Below are 13,431 nucleotides of genomic sequence, written 5' to 3'. Positions count from 1 at the left end.
CACGGAGCAGACGATGAAAGTATTAGTTATTGGCAACGGTGGACGTGAGCACGCCCTGGCCTGGAAAGCTGCACAATCTCCATTGGTTAATACCGTTTTTGTTGCACCGGGCAATGCGGGTACCGCGCTAGAGCCCACACTGCAAAACGTAGCGATCAATGTTACCGATATTTCAGCTTTGCTGAGCTTCGCCCAGAACGAGAAAATTGATCTGACTATCGTTGGCCCGGAAGCGCCGCTGGTGATTGGCGTTGTCGATGCTTTCCGTGCTGCTGGTCTGAAGATCTTTGGCCCGACCGAAGGTGCCGCGCAGCTTGAAGGCTCCAAAGCGTTCACTAAAGATTTCCTCGCCCGTCATCACATCCCGACGGCGGAGTACCAGAACTTCACCGAAATCGAGCCTGCACTGGCGTATCTGCGTGAGAAAGGCGCACCGATTGTCATCAAGGCCGACGGTCTGGCTGCCGGTAAAGGCGTTATCGTGGCGATGACGCTGGAGGAAGCTGAAGCCGCTGTGCACGATATGCTGGCAGGCAACGCTTTTGGCGATGCCGGTCACCGCATCGTAATCGAGGAGTTTCTTGACGGTGAAGAAGCGAGCTTTATCGTGATGGTTGACGGTGAGCACGTACTACCGATGGCTACCAGCCAGGACCACAAACGCGTAGGCAATGGCGATACTGGCCCGAACACTGGCGGTATGGGGGCTTACTCTCCGGCCCCGGTAGTGACTGACGAGGTTCACCAGCGCACGATGGAACGGATCATCTGGCCGACTGTGAAAGGGATGGCGGCGGAAGGTAACACCTACACCGGTTTCCTGTACGCCGGTCTGATGATCGACAAACAAGGCAACCCGAAAGTTATCGAGTTCAACTGCCGCTTTGGCGACCCGGAAACTCAGCCGATCATGTTGCGCATGAAATCAGACCTGGTTGACCTGTGCCTCGCCGCCTGCGACGGTAAACTGGATGAGAAAACCTCCGAGTGGGACGAGCGTGCATCTCTGGGCGTGGTTATTGCTGCAGGCGGTTATCCTGGCAACTACAATACCGGGGATGAGATCCACGGCCTGCCGCTGGAGGAAATTGAAGGCGGTAAAGTATTCCATGCGGGCACGAAACTGTCTGATGACGATCGCGTGCTGACCAACGGTGGTCGCGTCCTGTGTGCCACCGCACTGGGGTATACCGTGGCCGAAGCGCAGAAACGCGCTTACGCCTTAATGACCGATATCCACTGGGATGGCAGCTTTAGCCGTAACGACATTGGCTGGCGCGCTATCGAGCGTGAGCAACGCTAACGCGAAATTTTCGCCAACAGCGTTTTACGCGTGATCCCTAACTGACGGGCGGCTTCAGTTTTGTTGCCGCCCGTTTTTTCCAGCGCCGCCAGAATAACCTCTTTTTCGACATCCACCAGCGGTTGAATCTCCAGACTGCTTTCTGCTTTTATCGGCGTCGCGGCAATTGCCATCGGCAGCTCACGCTCAGAGATATATTCCCCCGTCAGCAGAACCACTGCCCGTTCAATGGCGTTTTCCAGCTCACGAATATTCCCCGGCCAGTCATAGTGGATCAGCAGATCCATTGCCTGTGGGGTAAAGCCTTTCACCGCTTTGCGGTTACGCTGCGCAAAATGCTGCAAAAAATGTTCCGCCAGCAACGGAATATCTTCCCTACGCTGACGAAGCGCGGGCATTTCAATGGTGACCACATTCAGCCGGTAGTAGAGATCCTGACGAAAACGCCCGGCATTGACCTCTTGTGCTAAATCGCGGTGCGTCGCAGCTATCAGCCGGACATCGACAGCAAGAGTCTGGTTGCTGCCCACACGTTGAACTTCGCGTTCCTGAATCGCCCGTAGCAGACGCACCTGCATCAGCGGTGAAATATCGCCAATTTCATCGAGAAATAACGTGCCACCGTCGGCTTCCACAAAGCGACCTTCCCGCCGTTTGTCGGCCCCCGTAAACGCCCCTTTTTCATGACCAAACAGTTCAGACTCCAGCAGGGATTCATTGAGTGCCGCGCAGTTCAGCGTCACCAGCGGTTTATTACAACGTGCGCTACTGGCATGCAGCGCACGGGCAACCAATTCTTTCCCCGTCCCGGAGTCTCCATGAATGAGCACTGTGGCATCCGACGGTGCCACCATCGCAATCTCATTAAGCAGTTGCTGCATCACCGGACTTCTGCCAATCATGCCAAACTGCGAAGCCGGAGCCGAAAGCGATTCAACGGTGGTATCCCGCGTATGCGCCAGCGACTTTTCCAGCGTCTCCTGCAGTCGGTCAAAGTCCAATGGCTTAATTAAATAGTCCAGCGCCCCGGCTTTGAGTGCTTCCACCGCCGTTTCGACGCTGGAAAATGCGGTCATAATCAAAATAGGTATCGCCGGATTCAGGACTTTTATCTCTTTCAGCGTTTCGATGCCATCCATCTCTGCCATACGCACATCGCACAGCACCAGATCAAAAACGTGTTCACGCACCTGCTCCAGCGCCTCCCGGCCACTATAGGCCAGTGATACGTTATAGCCCCAGCCGCGAAGCAGCGCCTGTAAAATCGTGCAGTGACTAATGTCATCATCCACAACCAGAATATCGATTTGTCCGTGAGTCATCCTTGTCTGTCCTGTTGTTTCGCTTTGATCGGCAGCCAGAGAGTAAAGACCGCGCCTTTGCCCTCAATACTTGTCACCTGAATGGTTCCGCCGTGCTGTTCAATGATGTTTTGCACCACCGCCAGCCCCAGACCAGTACCGTCGGCTTTCGTCGTGAAATAAGGCGTAAAAATGGCCTCCAGCTGTTCGGGCGCAATACCCTTTCCGCTATCAGTCACCACAATTTTAACCCGATCGGCACTACTTTCACTCACCTCAACCGTAATCGTACCCTGATGGCCAATGGCATGAATGGCGTTCAGGTACAGATTCAGCAGGACCTGCGTAAGCCGATCAGGATCGGCCTGAATAGCCGGTAAAGAGGTGTCTGCTGTAAACTGCAGCAGGATTTCCCGACTCTGGGCATCCTGGCTGACAAGATGCAGGGAGTGGTTGATGACCTCATTAAGATCCACCTTTTGCAGCGTCAGATGAGCAGGCTTCACCAGCTCCAGCAGTTCACTCACCACCCGGTTTAAACGGTCTGCCTCTTTCGCCATCACTTGTGCCAGTTCATGCGACTCACCACCCGCTGGCGTACGTTCGGCAAAATACTTCGCTAATCCTTTGATGGAAGACAGTGGGTTACGAATTTCATGCGCTACCCCTGCCGCCAGATGTCCGAGCGCCATCAATTTTTCTTTGCGCTTCATCGCATCCTGCAATTCTTTATACGAACGCTGATAGCGCTGATACCAGAAAAATGTCAGCACAGTTGCCAGCAGCACGGCCGCCAGCGCAGAAAGGACAATCAGTGTATTACGCCACTCTCTGGCCTGCGTTGCCGCCAGATCGCTGGCATCAAAGGCGATAAAAATGGTTTGCTCAGGCGTATTACTGTGCTCGTCATTACCGTCACAGCGCGCCATGCCGTGTCTTCCTGGACCATACATCGGCTGGAACTGGCGATAAATTTCCAGTACCGGCATTTTTTCGCCGTCATCGGCCGGTATATCGATACGCCGCCAGCGTTCCTGTTCCCCAGAATTTAGCTCTCGCAGCACATCTGGCGAATAGAGTGTTTTGCCAACCATCGCGGAATTACTGTGCGTGATGATGGTGCCATGCGTGTCTACGACAGCAAACCATAGCACCCCCGGTTGCACCGCCATTTCCTCCAGCAACGTTTGTTGCTGAGCATGATGCATACGCATCCCCATTCCCACACGCGTACCAGACTCAAGGGCGCGGATCAGCACACTCCCTTTTTCCAGTAACGTTTGCCGGGCGGCGTCGCTTTCCCGACCATAGTCCCGAATGGTCATAATAGAAAACCAGCCGACCAATATCAGGATTGCCGCCGGCAATAGTCTGCTCAGCCACTTTGCCGCCGTATCCTTATATAAACGCATACGTTCTCCCTTTCACCATCGTTACCTTGCTTCGTTTCAGGTATACAGCAGAAATCATGCCATTTTTTCTCCCTGATAACCCAGCCCTTCGGCACAAACAATTGAAAGTAGTGGGTAAAAATGACCCACCGGGACGTTCCGACGAGTCATTTTTACTCACTTCCAGCGGGCAAATATCTGAACGGCACCCGTAGCGTGGGGATCCGCAGGCTGGCACGGAAGATGCAATAGAGAAAATAAGATAACCAACAGGAGAACAAATGATGAAACGGAATAACAAAATGGGTCTGGCGCTGCTCGCGCTCTCTCTTATGGCTTTGGGCTCCACCTCAGCGTTAGCACAACATCACTGGGGCAATGGTAATGGGATGTCACAACAGGGCGGAATTCCAATGACCACTGAACAGCAGACTGCCGCCCAAAAAATATATGACGATTACTACACGCAGACCAGCGCATTACGCCAACAGCTGGTTTCCAAACGTTACGAATACAATGCGTTGTTAACCGCCAGTTCGCCGGATACTGCAAAAATTAATGCAGTGGCAAAAGAGATGGAGTCTCTGAATCAGTCACTCGACGAGCAGCGTGTTAAGCGGGATGTCGCGATGGCGCAGGCGGGTGTACCTCGCGCAGCCGGAATGGGTTACGGCGGATGTGGTGGTGGCGGTAACCATCGCGGCGGTGGTCATATGGGAATGGGTCACTGGTAAGCGTAGTCTGCCGAATGACGGCTTACGGTCCAGGTTTTCAGAAGGTCTTGGCTTTAGGTTGCCAGTGACAAAAATCCTCATTGGCGACCAGCAATAGCTGAGATCCTTCTGGCGCTTCCAGCCAGGCAACGCTTACATCTACCGATGAATGGCTCTGGCGGCGCTCAATATGGTTTATTGCCCATGAATCTAAGTCGGGCTTAATTGTCTCGCCCTCGCAGGTGGTGACCGTGTTATTCGCATGCCAGCGTCCCTGACGTAATACAACACGCCCCTGACGCAACGCGTCGCTGGTCTGGCGGATTTGATCGGCACGGTAGCGGTAGAGCGCTATTTGATCGCTGGAAAGCTGCTGCTTTTGCCCGTCAACTTCACGCTGCATGAAACTCAGCTCGCCCCGGTCATCGAAGCGTATGCGAATATGCTCCGGCGGCTTGCTGTATACATTAAGTTCTATCAGAGAGAGCGAATCACCCTGCCAGCGGTATTCACTGGTGGTGGTCTCGCCTTTACGCCACGGACTAAATACCGAGAGCAAGTGAACATCGTCACTGGAATCTTTACGCCAGACGCGCACCGCCCCCTGATCGCCAACATAGCCGCTGGCCGTGAACGGAGGAAGCTCAGAATGGCGACTGCAGGCTGACAGCAACAGAACACCTGAAAGCCAAAGCGTATGACGCCAGATGGACAAAAGGGGCGAAACCGCCCCTTCGTTAAAACTGTTCACTGCCACGCGAATTACTTAACCGCGTCTTTCAGTGCTTTACCAGAAACAAATGCCGGTACGTTAGCTGCGGCGATTTTGATTTCTTTACCGGTCTGCGGGTTGCGGCCAGTGCGCTCAGCGCGGTGGTTCACTTTGAAGGTACCGAAACCAACCAGTTGTACAGCATCGCCTTCTTTCAGAGACTCAGTAATAGCAGCCAGAGTGGATTCCAGAGCAGCTTTAGCCTGGGTTTTAGACAGTTCTGCTTTGTCTGCAATTACATCAATCAGTTGAGTCTTGTTCATAAGTTATCCTTACAATGTGTTTATCGCTTGCTAAGCATCGAGTGCGACGGAAATGCCAAAAAAGCACTCTCCTGCATACACGCACCGATAGCCACTTTTTTTCGCCCCCCAAATGTAGACCAGACCGGGGGCGGATGGGAAGCCTTCAGGCACGACAAATCAGGCGTTAAATCACGTTTTGTTGTGTCATTGCTGAAAATTTATACCAATATTGCTCTCGCCAGCCTCGCGCAGGTCTGCACGCAGCCCTTTTATCAGTTCAATATCGCGTTCTTCACAGTCGGCCAAAAGTCGGAATATTTCCCACTGAATATCCCATTCTTGTTCAACGGCAGGGTTTTCTTTCAGCTCTTCATCGGTCATTTCGCGACCAGCCTGAGTCATTTCCAGCATCGCGACCGTCGTGATCGAAGCTTTACTGACTTCAATCGCGTGCTCGAGAGTTTCACCACTCAAACGTGAGTGCATCAATTCACTTAATGCCACGCAAGCATCAATTGCCGGATAAACGCCGTACAGATCGTAATCATCTGCCGACGGGATAGCCTCTTCAAACTTCTCCAGTTGGCTGTCAAAGTTGATTTTTGCATCTTTGACCGTCAGCGCTTCCCAAATCAAATCCAGAATTCGGCGGTAAATTTGCCCATCGCCAAACTCAGTTTGCTTACAGAACATGGCGTAGTTTGGGTACATGCGCTCGCACAGGCATGCCATAAAAGTGACGTGCTGCCAGCTTTCCAGCTTCTCCAGGCGCAAATGAATCGGATTTTGTAACATGTTGAGTTCTCAAATACGGAAATTAGCGGCAGTTTACCCGATATGGGGTGTTTTTGCTGCAAGCCGCGAAAATGCCGGGCGTTCCGATGCTACCGCATCCGCCCAGCGAGTCGGTTCCGGCAGACGATAGCCGTTCATACAGCGCTGCACCCACGCCAATGCGCTGTCCATGCCCACGCGATGACCAGTAGAGATAAACAGTGGATTACAGCGTGCTTTGCTACGCCAGACCCATGCCAGCTGCTCACCGTTATCCAGTAGCGGAGATAAGGCACCAGGTTCAGCGGCAAGCGGTTCAAATTTACCGCACAGTCGCTTTTTCGCCACACCAATTGTCGGCACATCCACCAGCAGACCAAAATGGCTGGCGACACCCAGACGGCGAGGATGGGAAATCCCGTGTCCGTCCACAAACAGCAGATCCGGCTTTTGTGATAAAAGCTGCCACGCCGCCATTAGTGCAGGAGTTTCACGAAAAGAGAGAAAACCGGGGATATACGGCATGGTGGTGGCGATACGCGCCACCTTGTATTCAACCAGCTCAAGCGTGGGGTATTTCAGCAAGACCATCGCGGCTCGCGTCACTTCACCGCCCTGCTCAAACCCAACATCCGCCCCACCGATCAGATCCGGCGGATCGTTCTCAAGGCGATCCTCCCGGATCACCGAAGAAGCCAGTTCAAGCTGTTTTGCGCGCAGCGACGCGAGATCCATGCTGATTCCTTAGCGGTGGTACTGTTCGGACAAGCGATGCACCGCCTCCACGAAGACACCCGCATGCTCTGGCGGCACGTCCTGGTGAATACCGTGACCAAGGTTAAAGACGTGCCCTTCGCCCTGACCAAACCCAGCGAGAATGGTCGCCACCTCTTCTTCGATACGAGCTGGCGGCGCATACAGCATGGACGGGTCCATATTGCCCTGCAGCGCCACGTTATGACCAACACGACGACGCGCATCAGCAATATCCGTCGTCCAGTCGAGACCTAATGCATCACAACCGGTTTCCGCCATCGCTTCCAGCCACTGTCCACCGCCTTTAGTGAACAGCGTTACCGGCACGCGGCGACCTTCGTTTTCACGCAGCAAGCCATCAACAATTTTGTGCATGTAGTAGAGAGAGAACTGCTGATAATCACGCCCGGTCAACACACCGCCCCAGGTGTCGAAGATCATCACCGACTGCGCACCCGCTTTGATCTGTGCGTTCAGGTACAAGGTGACGCTTTTCGCCAACTTATCAAGCAGCAGATGCAGAGCCTTAGGGTCGGCGTACATCATCTTTTTAATCACGGTGAAGGCTTTGCTGCTGCCGCCCTCTACCATATAGGTTGCCAGCGTCCACGGGCTACCGGAGAAGCCGATCAGCGGCACTTCGCCCTTCAGTTCACGGCGAATAGTACGTACCGCATTCATAACGTATCCCAATTCACCTTCAGGATCCGGAATCGGCAATTTATCAACATCGGCTTTACAGGTAATTGGCGAGGTAAAACGTGGACCTTCACCGGCTTCAAAATGGAGACCAAGCCCCATTGCATCCGGAATAGTCAGAATGTCCGAAAAGAGGATCGCCGCATCGAGTTTATATCTGCGCAACGGCTGTAGCGTCACTTCACATGCCAGCTCGGCATTTTTGCACAGCGACATAAAATCGCCCGCCTGTGCTCGGGTGGCTTTGTACTCCGGCAAATAGCGGCCCGCCTGGCGCATCATCCATACTGGAGTGACATCAACGGGCTGGCGCAGCAGCGCACGCAGGTAACGATCGTTCTTCAGTTCGGTCATTTTTATATTCCTTATAGCGTCAGACCGCCAGTGTATCACTACTCGAAGTTTACTCGTACTCGGCCCGACACATCGCGACGGTATCTTCGATCAGTCGACGCGCAACGGTTCCCGGCGGGGGAAGAAGCGGTAAATCATCGTAGCGATACCAGTTCGCTTCCAACAGCTCTTTCGGGTCGATAACAATCTCGCCACTGTCGTACTCTGCCATAAATGCGGTCATCAACGACTGCGGAAACGGCCACGGTTGGGAGGTGACGTAGCGCAGGTTCTTCACCTTGATACCGCTCTCTTCCATCACTTCACGTGCTACCGCCTGTTCTAATGTTTCCCCCACTTCGACAAAACCTGCCAGCACGGTATGCACGCCATTGCGATGGCGAACATGTTGGGCAAGAAGAAGGCTGTCATCACGGCGGATAGCAACGATAATGCAGGGCGCAATTTGCGGGTAGTAGCGTTCACGGCAGTGGCTGCACAACATCGCCCATTCGGTTTTACTCGGGTACATGGCATGGCCGCAGTAACCGCAGAATTTGTGCGAGCGATAGAACTCCGCCAGTTGCACACCGCGTCCGGCCAGTTGAAACAATCCTACATCCTGATCGATAACCTGACGCACCGAGCCCATATCATGCCGTCGCTGCTGCTGCACCAGCCAGACCGTATCCCCTTCCCATTCGCCGATCGGCAGTGCGCGCTGTCCTACCAGATCAAAATTTGCCGCTTCACCATATGGCAGCTCTCCGCGAGGTAGCCAAATTTTTTGCTCATGGCTGACAATCCACCAGCCGCTGTCTAATTTTTCAATTATACGATCCATATCTCTTGCGCAACCTTTGCTTCACAGGCATGTTGTTTACATTATTTTTACATTTATGGGCGAGCAGTTCTTAAACATCACTTGCGGAGTCAATCATGCTAAACCAGCTGGAAAGCCTGACGGAGCACGTCGGAGGAAGTAATAAACTGGTTGATCGCTGGCTACATGTACGTAAGCACCTGCTCGTGGCTTACTACAATCTGGTTGGCATTAAGCCTGGCAAAGAATCGTACATGCGGCTCAATGAAAAAGCGCTGGATGATTTTTGTCAAAGCCTGGTCGATTACCTATCCACCGGACACTTCAGTATTTATGAACGTATTCTCCATAAATTGGAAGGGAACGGGCAGCTTTTAAAAGCAACAAAAATTTGGCCATCACTGGAAGCCAATACGCAGCTGATCATGGACTATTATGATTCCAGCCTGGAAACCGCGATTGATCATGACAACTTCCTTGAATTTCAAAAGGCTTTGTCCGATCTTGGCGAGGCACTGGAAGCCCGGTTTGTGCTGGAAGATAAGCTGATTATGCTGGTGTTTGACGCGATGCATGACAATGCCATGATCAAACGTCCTGCTTGAGATCTGCAGCATTAACGAGTAGTTTACATTCATTACCTCTAATCATCAGAGGTTGCTTCTTGTCGGAGTGCCTTACGTGAAAGCGTAGGCTGAGACCGTTAATTCGGGATCCGCGGAACCTGATCAGGCTAATACCTGCGAAGGGAACAAGAGTAATTCAGCTTTATGCTGCTGCCTTCACGGGCGGCGCGCATCCATTACTCAATCCGTCGTCTGACAAGCCATATCCTTACTTTTTTTGGAATGAGCTATGTCTGCCACTACTAAACCATCACGTCGCGAACAGCGCGCCCAGGCCCAACACTTTATCGATACCCTGGAAGGAACCGCCTTTCCTAACTCGAAACGCATCTACATCACCGGTTCGCAGCCGGATATCCGTATTCCGATGCGTGAAATCCAGCTTAGTCCGACGCTGACCGGCGGTTCGAAAGACAATCCGCAGTTTGAAGATAACGAAGCTGTACCGGTGTACGATACCTCCGGCCCGTACGGCGATCCGGATGTGGCGATTAATGTCCAGAAGGGGCTGGCAAAGCTGCGCCAGCCATGGATTGCAGCACGTAACGACAGCGAAGAGCTTAATGACCGCAGCTCGGCGTACACCAAACAACGTCTGGCCGATGATGGCCTTGACGAGTTACGCTTCACAGGCCTGCTGACCCCAAAGCGCGCCAAAGCCGGTAAGCGCGTCACGCAACTGCACTACGCCCGTCAAGGGATCGTCACCCCTGAGATGGAGTTTATCGCTATCCGCGAAAACATGGGCCGCGAGCGTATTCGTAGTGAAGTCTTACGCCACCAGCACCCGGGGATGAGCTTTGGCGCACGCCTGCCAGAAAATATCACGCCGGAATTTGTGCGTGATGAAGTCGCCGCCGGACGCGCCATCATACCTGCCAACATCAACCACCCGGAATCGGAACCGATGATTATCGGCCGCAATTTTCTGGTGAAGGTCAACGCCAATATCGGCAACTCAGCGGTCACCTCTTCCATCGAAGAAGAGGTCGAAAAACTGGTGTGGTCTACACGCTGGGGGGCGGATACGGTGATGGACCTTTCTACAGGTCGCTATATTCACGAAACTCGCGAATGGATCCTGCGTAACAGCCCGGTACCAATCGGTACCGTACCGATCTACCAGGCGCTGGAGAAGGTCAACGGGATCGCCGAAGATCTGACCTGGGAAGCGTTCCGCGACACACTGCTGGAGCAGGCAGAACAGGGCGTCGACTACTTCACCATCCACGCAGGCGTGCTGCTGCGCTACGTACCAATGACCGCCAAACGTCTGACCGGGATTGTTTCGCGCGGCGGTTCAATTATGGCGAAGTGGTGCCTATCCCATCACAAAGAGAACTTCCTGTTTGAGCACTTCCGCGAAATTTGCGAAATCTGCGCCGCCTATGATGTTTCGCTCTCATTAGGCGACGGCCTGCGTCCTGGCTCGATTCAGGATGCCAACGACGAGGCGCAATTCTCCGAGCTGCATACGCTGGGAGAACTGACCAAAATTGCCTGGGAATATGACGTACAGGTGATGATTGAAGGCCCGGGCCATGTGCCGATGCAGATGATCCAACGCAATATGACCGAAGAGCTTGAACACTGCCATGAAGCGCCGTTCTACACCTTAGGACCGTTGACCACCGATATCGCGCCAGGTTATGACCACTTCACCTCCGGCATTGGCGCCGCGATGATTGGCTGGTTCGGATGTGCGATGCTCTGTTACGTCACGCCGAAGGAGCATCTCGGCCTGCCGAACAAAGAGGATGTAAAACAGGGGCTGATCACCTACAAGATTGCCGCGCACGCCGCTGATTTAGCCAAAGGCCATCCTGGCGCGCAAATCCGCGATAACGCCATGTCGAAAGCACGCTTTGAATTCCGCTGGGAAGACCAGTTTAATCTGGCGCTCGACCCATTCACCGCCCGCGCCTATCACGATGAAACCCTGCCGCAGGAGTCAGGCAAAGTCGCCCACTTCTGCTCGATGTGCGGACCGAAATTCTGCTCAATGAAAATCAGCCAGGAAGTTCGCGACTACGCCGCCGCACAAACCATTGAAGTCGGCATGGCCGATATGTCAGAAAACTTCCGCGCCAAAGGTGGCGAAATCTACCTGAAAAAGGAGGAAGCGTGATGTATCAGCCTGATTTTCCTACGGTGCCTTTTCGTCTCGGCCTTTACCCGGTCGTCGACAGCGTGTTGTGGATTGAGCGTCTGCTGGAAGCAGGCGTGCGCACGATCCAACTGCGCATTAAAGACAAGCGAGATGGAGAAGTTGAAGCCGACGTGGTTGCCGCCATTGCGCTGGGGCGGCGCTACAACGCCCGGCTGTTTATCAACGACTACTGGCGACTGGCAGTAAAACACCAGGCTTACGGCGTGCATCTGGGACAGGAAGACCTCGAAACCACCGACCTGAAGGCTATTCAGGCTGCAGGTTTGCGCCTTGGTGTGTCGACCCACGATGATATGGAGATCGACGTGGCGCTCGCCGCTCGCCCGTCTTACATCGCACTAGGACATGTCTTTCCGACGCAAACCAAACAGATGCCATCTGCCCCACAGGGGCTGGCACAACTGACGAACCATATTAAGCGGCTGGCTGATTACCCCACCGTCGCTATCGGCGGAATAAGCCTTGAACGAGCGCCAGCAGTGCTGGCTACCGGTGTCGGTAGTATTGCCGTGGTTAGTGCAATCACTCAGGCCGCAAACTGGCGTGCTGCCACGGCCCAACTGCTCGGAATCGCGGGAGTCGGCAATGAATGATCGTGATTTTATGCGCTACAGCCGCCAAATATTACTGGGCGATATTGCCATTGAGGGCCAGCAAAAGCTCAACGCAAGCCACGTGCTGATTATCGGTTTAGGCGGATTAGGTTCACCCGCAGCGCTGTATCTGGCGGGTGCGGGCGTAGGAACACTGGTACTGGTTGACGATGACGATGTGCATCTGAGCAACCTGCAACGCCAGATCCTGTTCACTACCGATGATATCGCCCGGTCAAAATCGCAGGCTGCGCAGCAACGACTGACGCGGCTCAACCCGGATATCGAACTGGTAGCATTACAGCAGCGTCTGACGGGCGATGCCCTCAGACATGCCGTTGCATATGCCGACGTGGTGCTCGACTGTACCGATAACATGGCGACCCGCCAGGAGATCAACGCCGCCTGCGTGGCGCTGAATACGCCTCTCATCACCGCCAGCGCGGTCGGTTTTGGCGGTCAGTTAATGGTACTCACGCCCCCCTGGGAACAGGGCTGTTACCGCTGCCTGTGGCCAGATGATGTGGAACCGGAACGCAATTGTCGCACTGCGGGCATTGTCGGTCCGGTCGTCGGAATAATGGGAACGTTGCAGGCACTGGAAGCCATCAAATTGCTGAGCGGCATTGAAACACCCACAGGTGAATTACGCCTGTTTGACGGTAAAACCAGCCAGTGGCGCAGCCTGGCGCTGCGTCGTGCCAGCGGTTGTCAGGTATGTGGGGGGCAACATGCAGATCCTGTTCAATGATGAACCTATACAGTGTATCGAGGGACAAAACGTCAGCAACCTACTGGTTCAGCTTAATCAGCTTAAACCCGGTACAGCGCTGGCGCTGAATCAACAGATCCTGCCGCGCGAGCGGTGGGAGCAGCAAATCGTGCAGGAAGGCGACCAGATCCTGCTTTTTCAGGTTATAGCAGGGGGTTGA

At 53.8% G+C, this 13,431-nt stretch carries 15 protein-coding genes and 1 riboswitch; of the genes, 7 read left to right on the top strand and 8 right to left on the bottom strand.

Annotated features, from left to right (window positions below):
• Positions 1-13: 13 nt before the first annotated feature.
• Entirely contained in the window at positions 14-1,303 is a 1,290-nt protein-coding gene (gene purD / locus LG384_RS01260) for a phosphoribosylamine--glycine ligase (RefSeq protein WP_225760351.1), read from the top strand.
• Here the strand turns inward: purD and zraR are convergent.
• Together zraR and zraS are read right to left on the bottom strand one after the other, a co-directional pair.
• On the bottom strand, positions 1,300-2,625 hold the full coding sequence (gene zraR, locus LG384_RS01255; RefSeq protein ID WP_045438396.1) for a sigma-54-dependent response regulator transcription factor ZraR: 1,326 nt from the start codon (positions 2,623-2,625) through the stop codon (positions 1,300-1,302). The two genes, purD and zraR, sit on opposite strands and share 4 nt — an antisense overlap.
• Positions 2,622-4,016 (bottom strand): two-component system sensor histidine kinase ZraS, encoded by a 1,395-nt coding sequence (zraS, locus tag LG384_RS01250; RefSeq protein WP_225760350.1) that lies wholly within the window; start codon positions 4,014-4,016, stop codon positions 2,622-2,624. Before zraS ends, zraR begins: the two co-directional genes overlap by 4 nt.
• Positions 4,017-4,279: 263 nt before the next feature.
• Here zraS and zraP point away from each other — a divergent pair, with 263 nt between their 5' ends.
• Positions 4,280-4,729: a zinc resistance sensor/chaperone ZraP gene (zraP, locus tag LG384_RS01245; protein ID WP_045449394.1), complete on the top strand. Its 450-nt coding sequence runs from the start codon at positions 4,280-4,282 to the stop codon at positions 4,727-4,729.
• 37 nt (positions 4,730-4,766) lie between these two features.
• On the opposite strand, the gene LG384_RS01240 is transcribed toward zraP, so the two are convergent.
• From LG384_RS01240 to nudC, 6 genes are all read right to left on the bottom strand, one after another.
• Positions 4,767-5,459, bottom strand: a complete 693-nt coding sequence (locus LG384_RS01240) for a DUF1481 domain-containing protein (protein WP_045449391.1) — start codon at positions 5,457-5,459, stop codon at positions 4,767-4,769.
• An 11-nt stretch (positions 5,460-5,470) separates the two neighbouring features.
• Positions 5,471-5,743: a nucleoid-associated protein HU-alpha gene (gene hupA, locus LG384_RS01235; RefSeq protein WP_001044509.1), complete on the bottom strand. Its 273-nt coding sequence runs from the start codon at positions 5,741-5,743 to the stop codon at positions 5,471-5,473.
• A gap of 186 nt (positions 5,744-5,929) precedes the next feature.
• The gene (locus tag LG384_RS01230; RefSeq protein WP_003842015.1) at positions 5,930-6,520 is read right to left on the bottom strand and encodes a YjaG family protein; all 591 of its coding nucleotides are present in this window, start codon (positions 6,518-6,520) and stop codon (positions 5,930-5,932) included.
• 33 nt (positions 6,521-6,553) lie between these two features.
• Entirely contained in the window at positions 6,554-7,234 is a 681-nt protein-coding gene (gene nfi, locus LG384_RS01225) for a deoxyribonuclease V (protein ID WP_045438385.1), read from the bottom strand.
• Between the two features lie 9 nt (positions 7,235-7,243).
• Positions 7,244-8,308 carry a uroporphyrinogen decarboxylase gene (hemE, locus tag LG384_RS01220; protein WP_045438381.1) on the bottom strand — a complete coding sequence of 355 codons (1,065 nt, stop codon included), beginning with the start codon at positions 8,306-8,308 and terminating at the stop codon, positions 7,244-7,246.
• Between the two features lie 49 nt (positions 8,309-8,357).
• Entirely contained in the window at positions 8,358-9,131 is a 774-nt protein-coding gene (gene nudC / locus LG384_RS01215; RefSeq protein ID WP_045438378.1) for an NAD(+) diphosphatase, read from the bottom strand.
• 95 nt (positions 9,132-9,226) lie between these two features.
• On the opposite strand from nudC, the gene LG384_RS01210 reads away from it, so the two are divergent.
• The 5 genes from LG384_RS01210 (at position 9,227) to thiS (ending at position 13,431) form a co-directional block, all read left to right on the top strand.
• Positions 9,227-9,715: an Rsd/AlgQ family anti-sigma factor gene (locus LG384_RS01210; protein WP_045438375.1), complete on the top strand. Its 489-nt coding sequence runs from the start codon at positions 9,227-9,229 to the stop codon at positions 9,713-9,715.
• Between the two features lie 53 nt (positions 9,716-9,768).
• Positions 9,769-9,878, top strand: a riboswitch (TPP riboswitch).
• A gap of 87 nt (positions 9,879-9,965) precedes the next feature.
• Positions 9,966-11,864 carry a phosphomethylpyrimidine synthase ThiC gene (thiC, locus tag LG384_RS01205; protein WP_048223461.1) on the top strand — a complete coding sequence of 633 codons (1,899 nt, stop codon included), beginning with the start codon at positions 9,966-9,968 and terminating at the stop codon, positions 11,862-11,864.
• Positions 11,864-12,499 (top strand): thiamine phosphate synthase, encoded by a 636-nt coding sequence (gene thiE / locus LG384_RS01200; protein WP_225760349.1) that lies wholly within the window; start codon positions 11,864-11,866, stop codon positions 12,497-12,499. The genes thiC and thiE overlap by 1 nt, the downstream gene beginning before the upstream one ends.
• Positions 12,492-13,250 (top strand): thiazole biosynthesis adenylyltransferase ThiF, encoded by a 759-nt coding sequence (thiF, locus tag LG384_RS01195; RefSeq protein ID WP_225760348.1) that lies wholly within the window; start codon positions 12,492-12,494, stop codon positions 13,248-13,250. The genes thiE and thiF overlap by 8 nt, the downstream gene beginning before the upstream one ends.
• Entirely contained in the window at positions 13,231-13,431 is a 201-nt protein-coding gene (gene thiS, locus LG384_RS01190) for a sulfur carrier protein ThiS (protein WP_045438358.1), read from the top strand. The genes thiF and thiS overlap by 20 nt, the downstream gene beginning before the upstream one ends.

It is taken from the genome of Citrobacter sp. Marseille-Q3906, from assembly GCF_916618775.1.
GTDB lineage: Bacteria > Pseudomonadota > Gammaproteobacteria > Enterobacterales > Enterobacteriaceae > Citrobacter > Citrobacter murliniae.
The sequence above is the reverse complement of the archived record's forward strand: the minus strand, read 5'-3'. Positions and strand labels throughout refer to the sequence as shown.

Coding starts and splice junctions, on each gene's coding strand:
- purD (WP_225760351.1), top strand. CDS start 14: ATGAAAGTATTAGTTATTGGCAACGGTGGACGTGAGCACGCCCTGGCC.
- zraR (WP_045438396.1), bottom strand. CDS start 2,625: ATGACTCACGGACAAATCGATATTCTGGTTGTGGATGATGACATTAGT.
- zraS (WP_225760350.1), bottom strand. CDS start 4,016: ATGCGTTTATATAAGGATACGGCGGCAAAGTGGCTGAGCAGACTATTG.
- zraP (WP_045449394.1), top strand. CDS start 4,280: ATGAAACGGAATAACAAAATGGGTCTGGCGCTGCTCGCGCTCTCTCTT.
- hupA (WP_001044509.1), bottom strand. CDS start 5,743: ATGAACAAGACTCAACTGATTGATGTAATTGCAGACAAAGCAGAACTG.
- LG384_RS01230 (WP_003842015.1), bottom strand. CDS start 6,520: ATGTTACAAAATCCGATTCATTTGCGCCTGGAGAAGCTGGAAAGCTGG.
- nfi (WP_045438385.1), bottom strand. CDS start 7,234: ATGGATCTCGCGTCGCTGCGCGCAAAACAGCTTGAACTGGCTTCTTCG.
- hemE (WP_045438381.1), bottom strand. CDS start 8,308: ATGACCGAACTGAAGAACGATCGTTACCTGCGTGCGCTGCTGCGCCAG.
- nudC (WP_045438378.1), bottom strand. CDS start 9,131: ATGGATCGTATAATTGAAAAATTAGACAGCGGCTGGTGGATTGTCAGC.
- LG384_RS01210 (WP_045438375.1), top strand. CDS start 9,227: ATGCTAAACCAGCTGGAAAGCCTGACGGAGCACGTCGGAGGAAGTAAT.
- thiC (WP_048223461.1), top strand. CDS start 9,966: ATGTCTGCCACTACTAAACCATCACGTCGCGAACAGCGCGCCCAGGCC.
- thiE (WP_225760349.1), top strand. CDS start 11,864: ATGTATCAGCCTGATTTTCCTACGGTGCCTTTTCGTCTCGGCCTTTAC.
- thiF (WP_225760348.1), top strand. CDS start 12,492: ATGAATGATCGTGATTTTATGCGCTACAGCCGCCAAATATTACTGGGC.
- thiS (WP_045438358.1), top strand. CDS start 13,231: ATGCAGATCCTGTTCAATGATGAACCTATACAGTGTATCGAGGGACAA.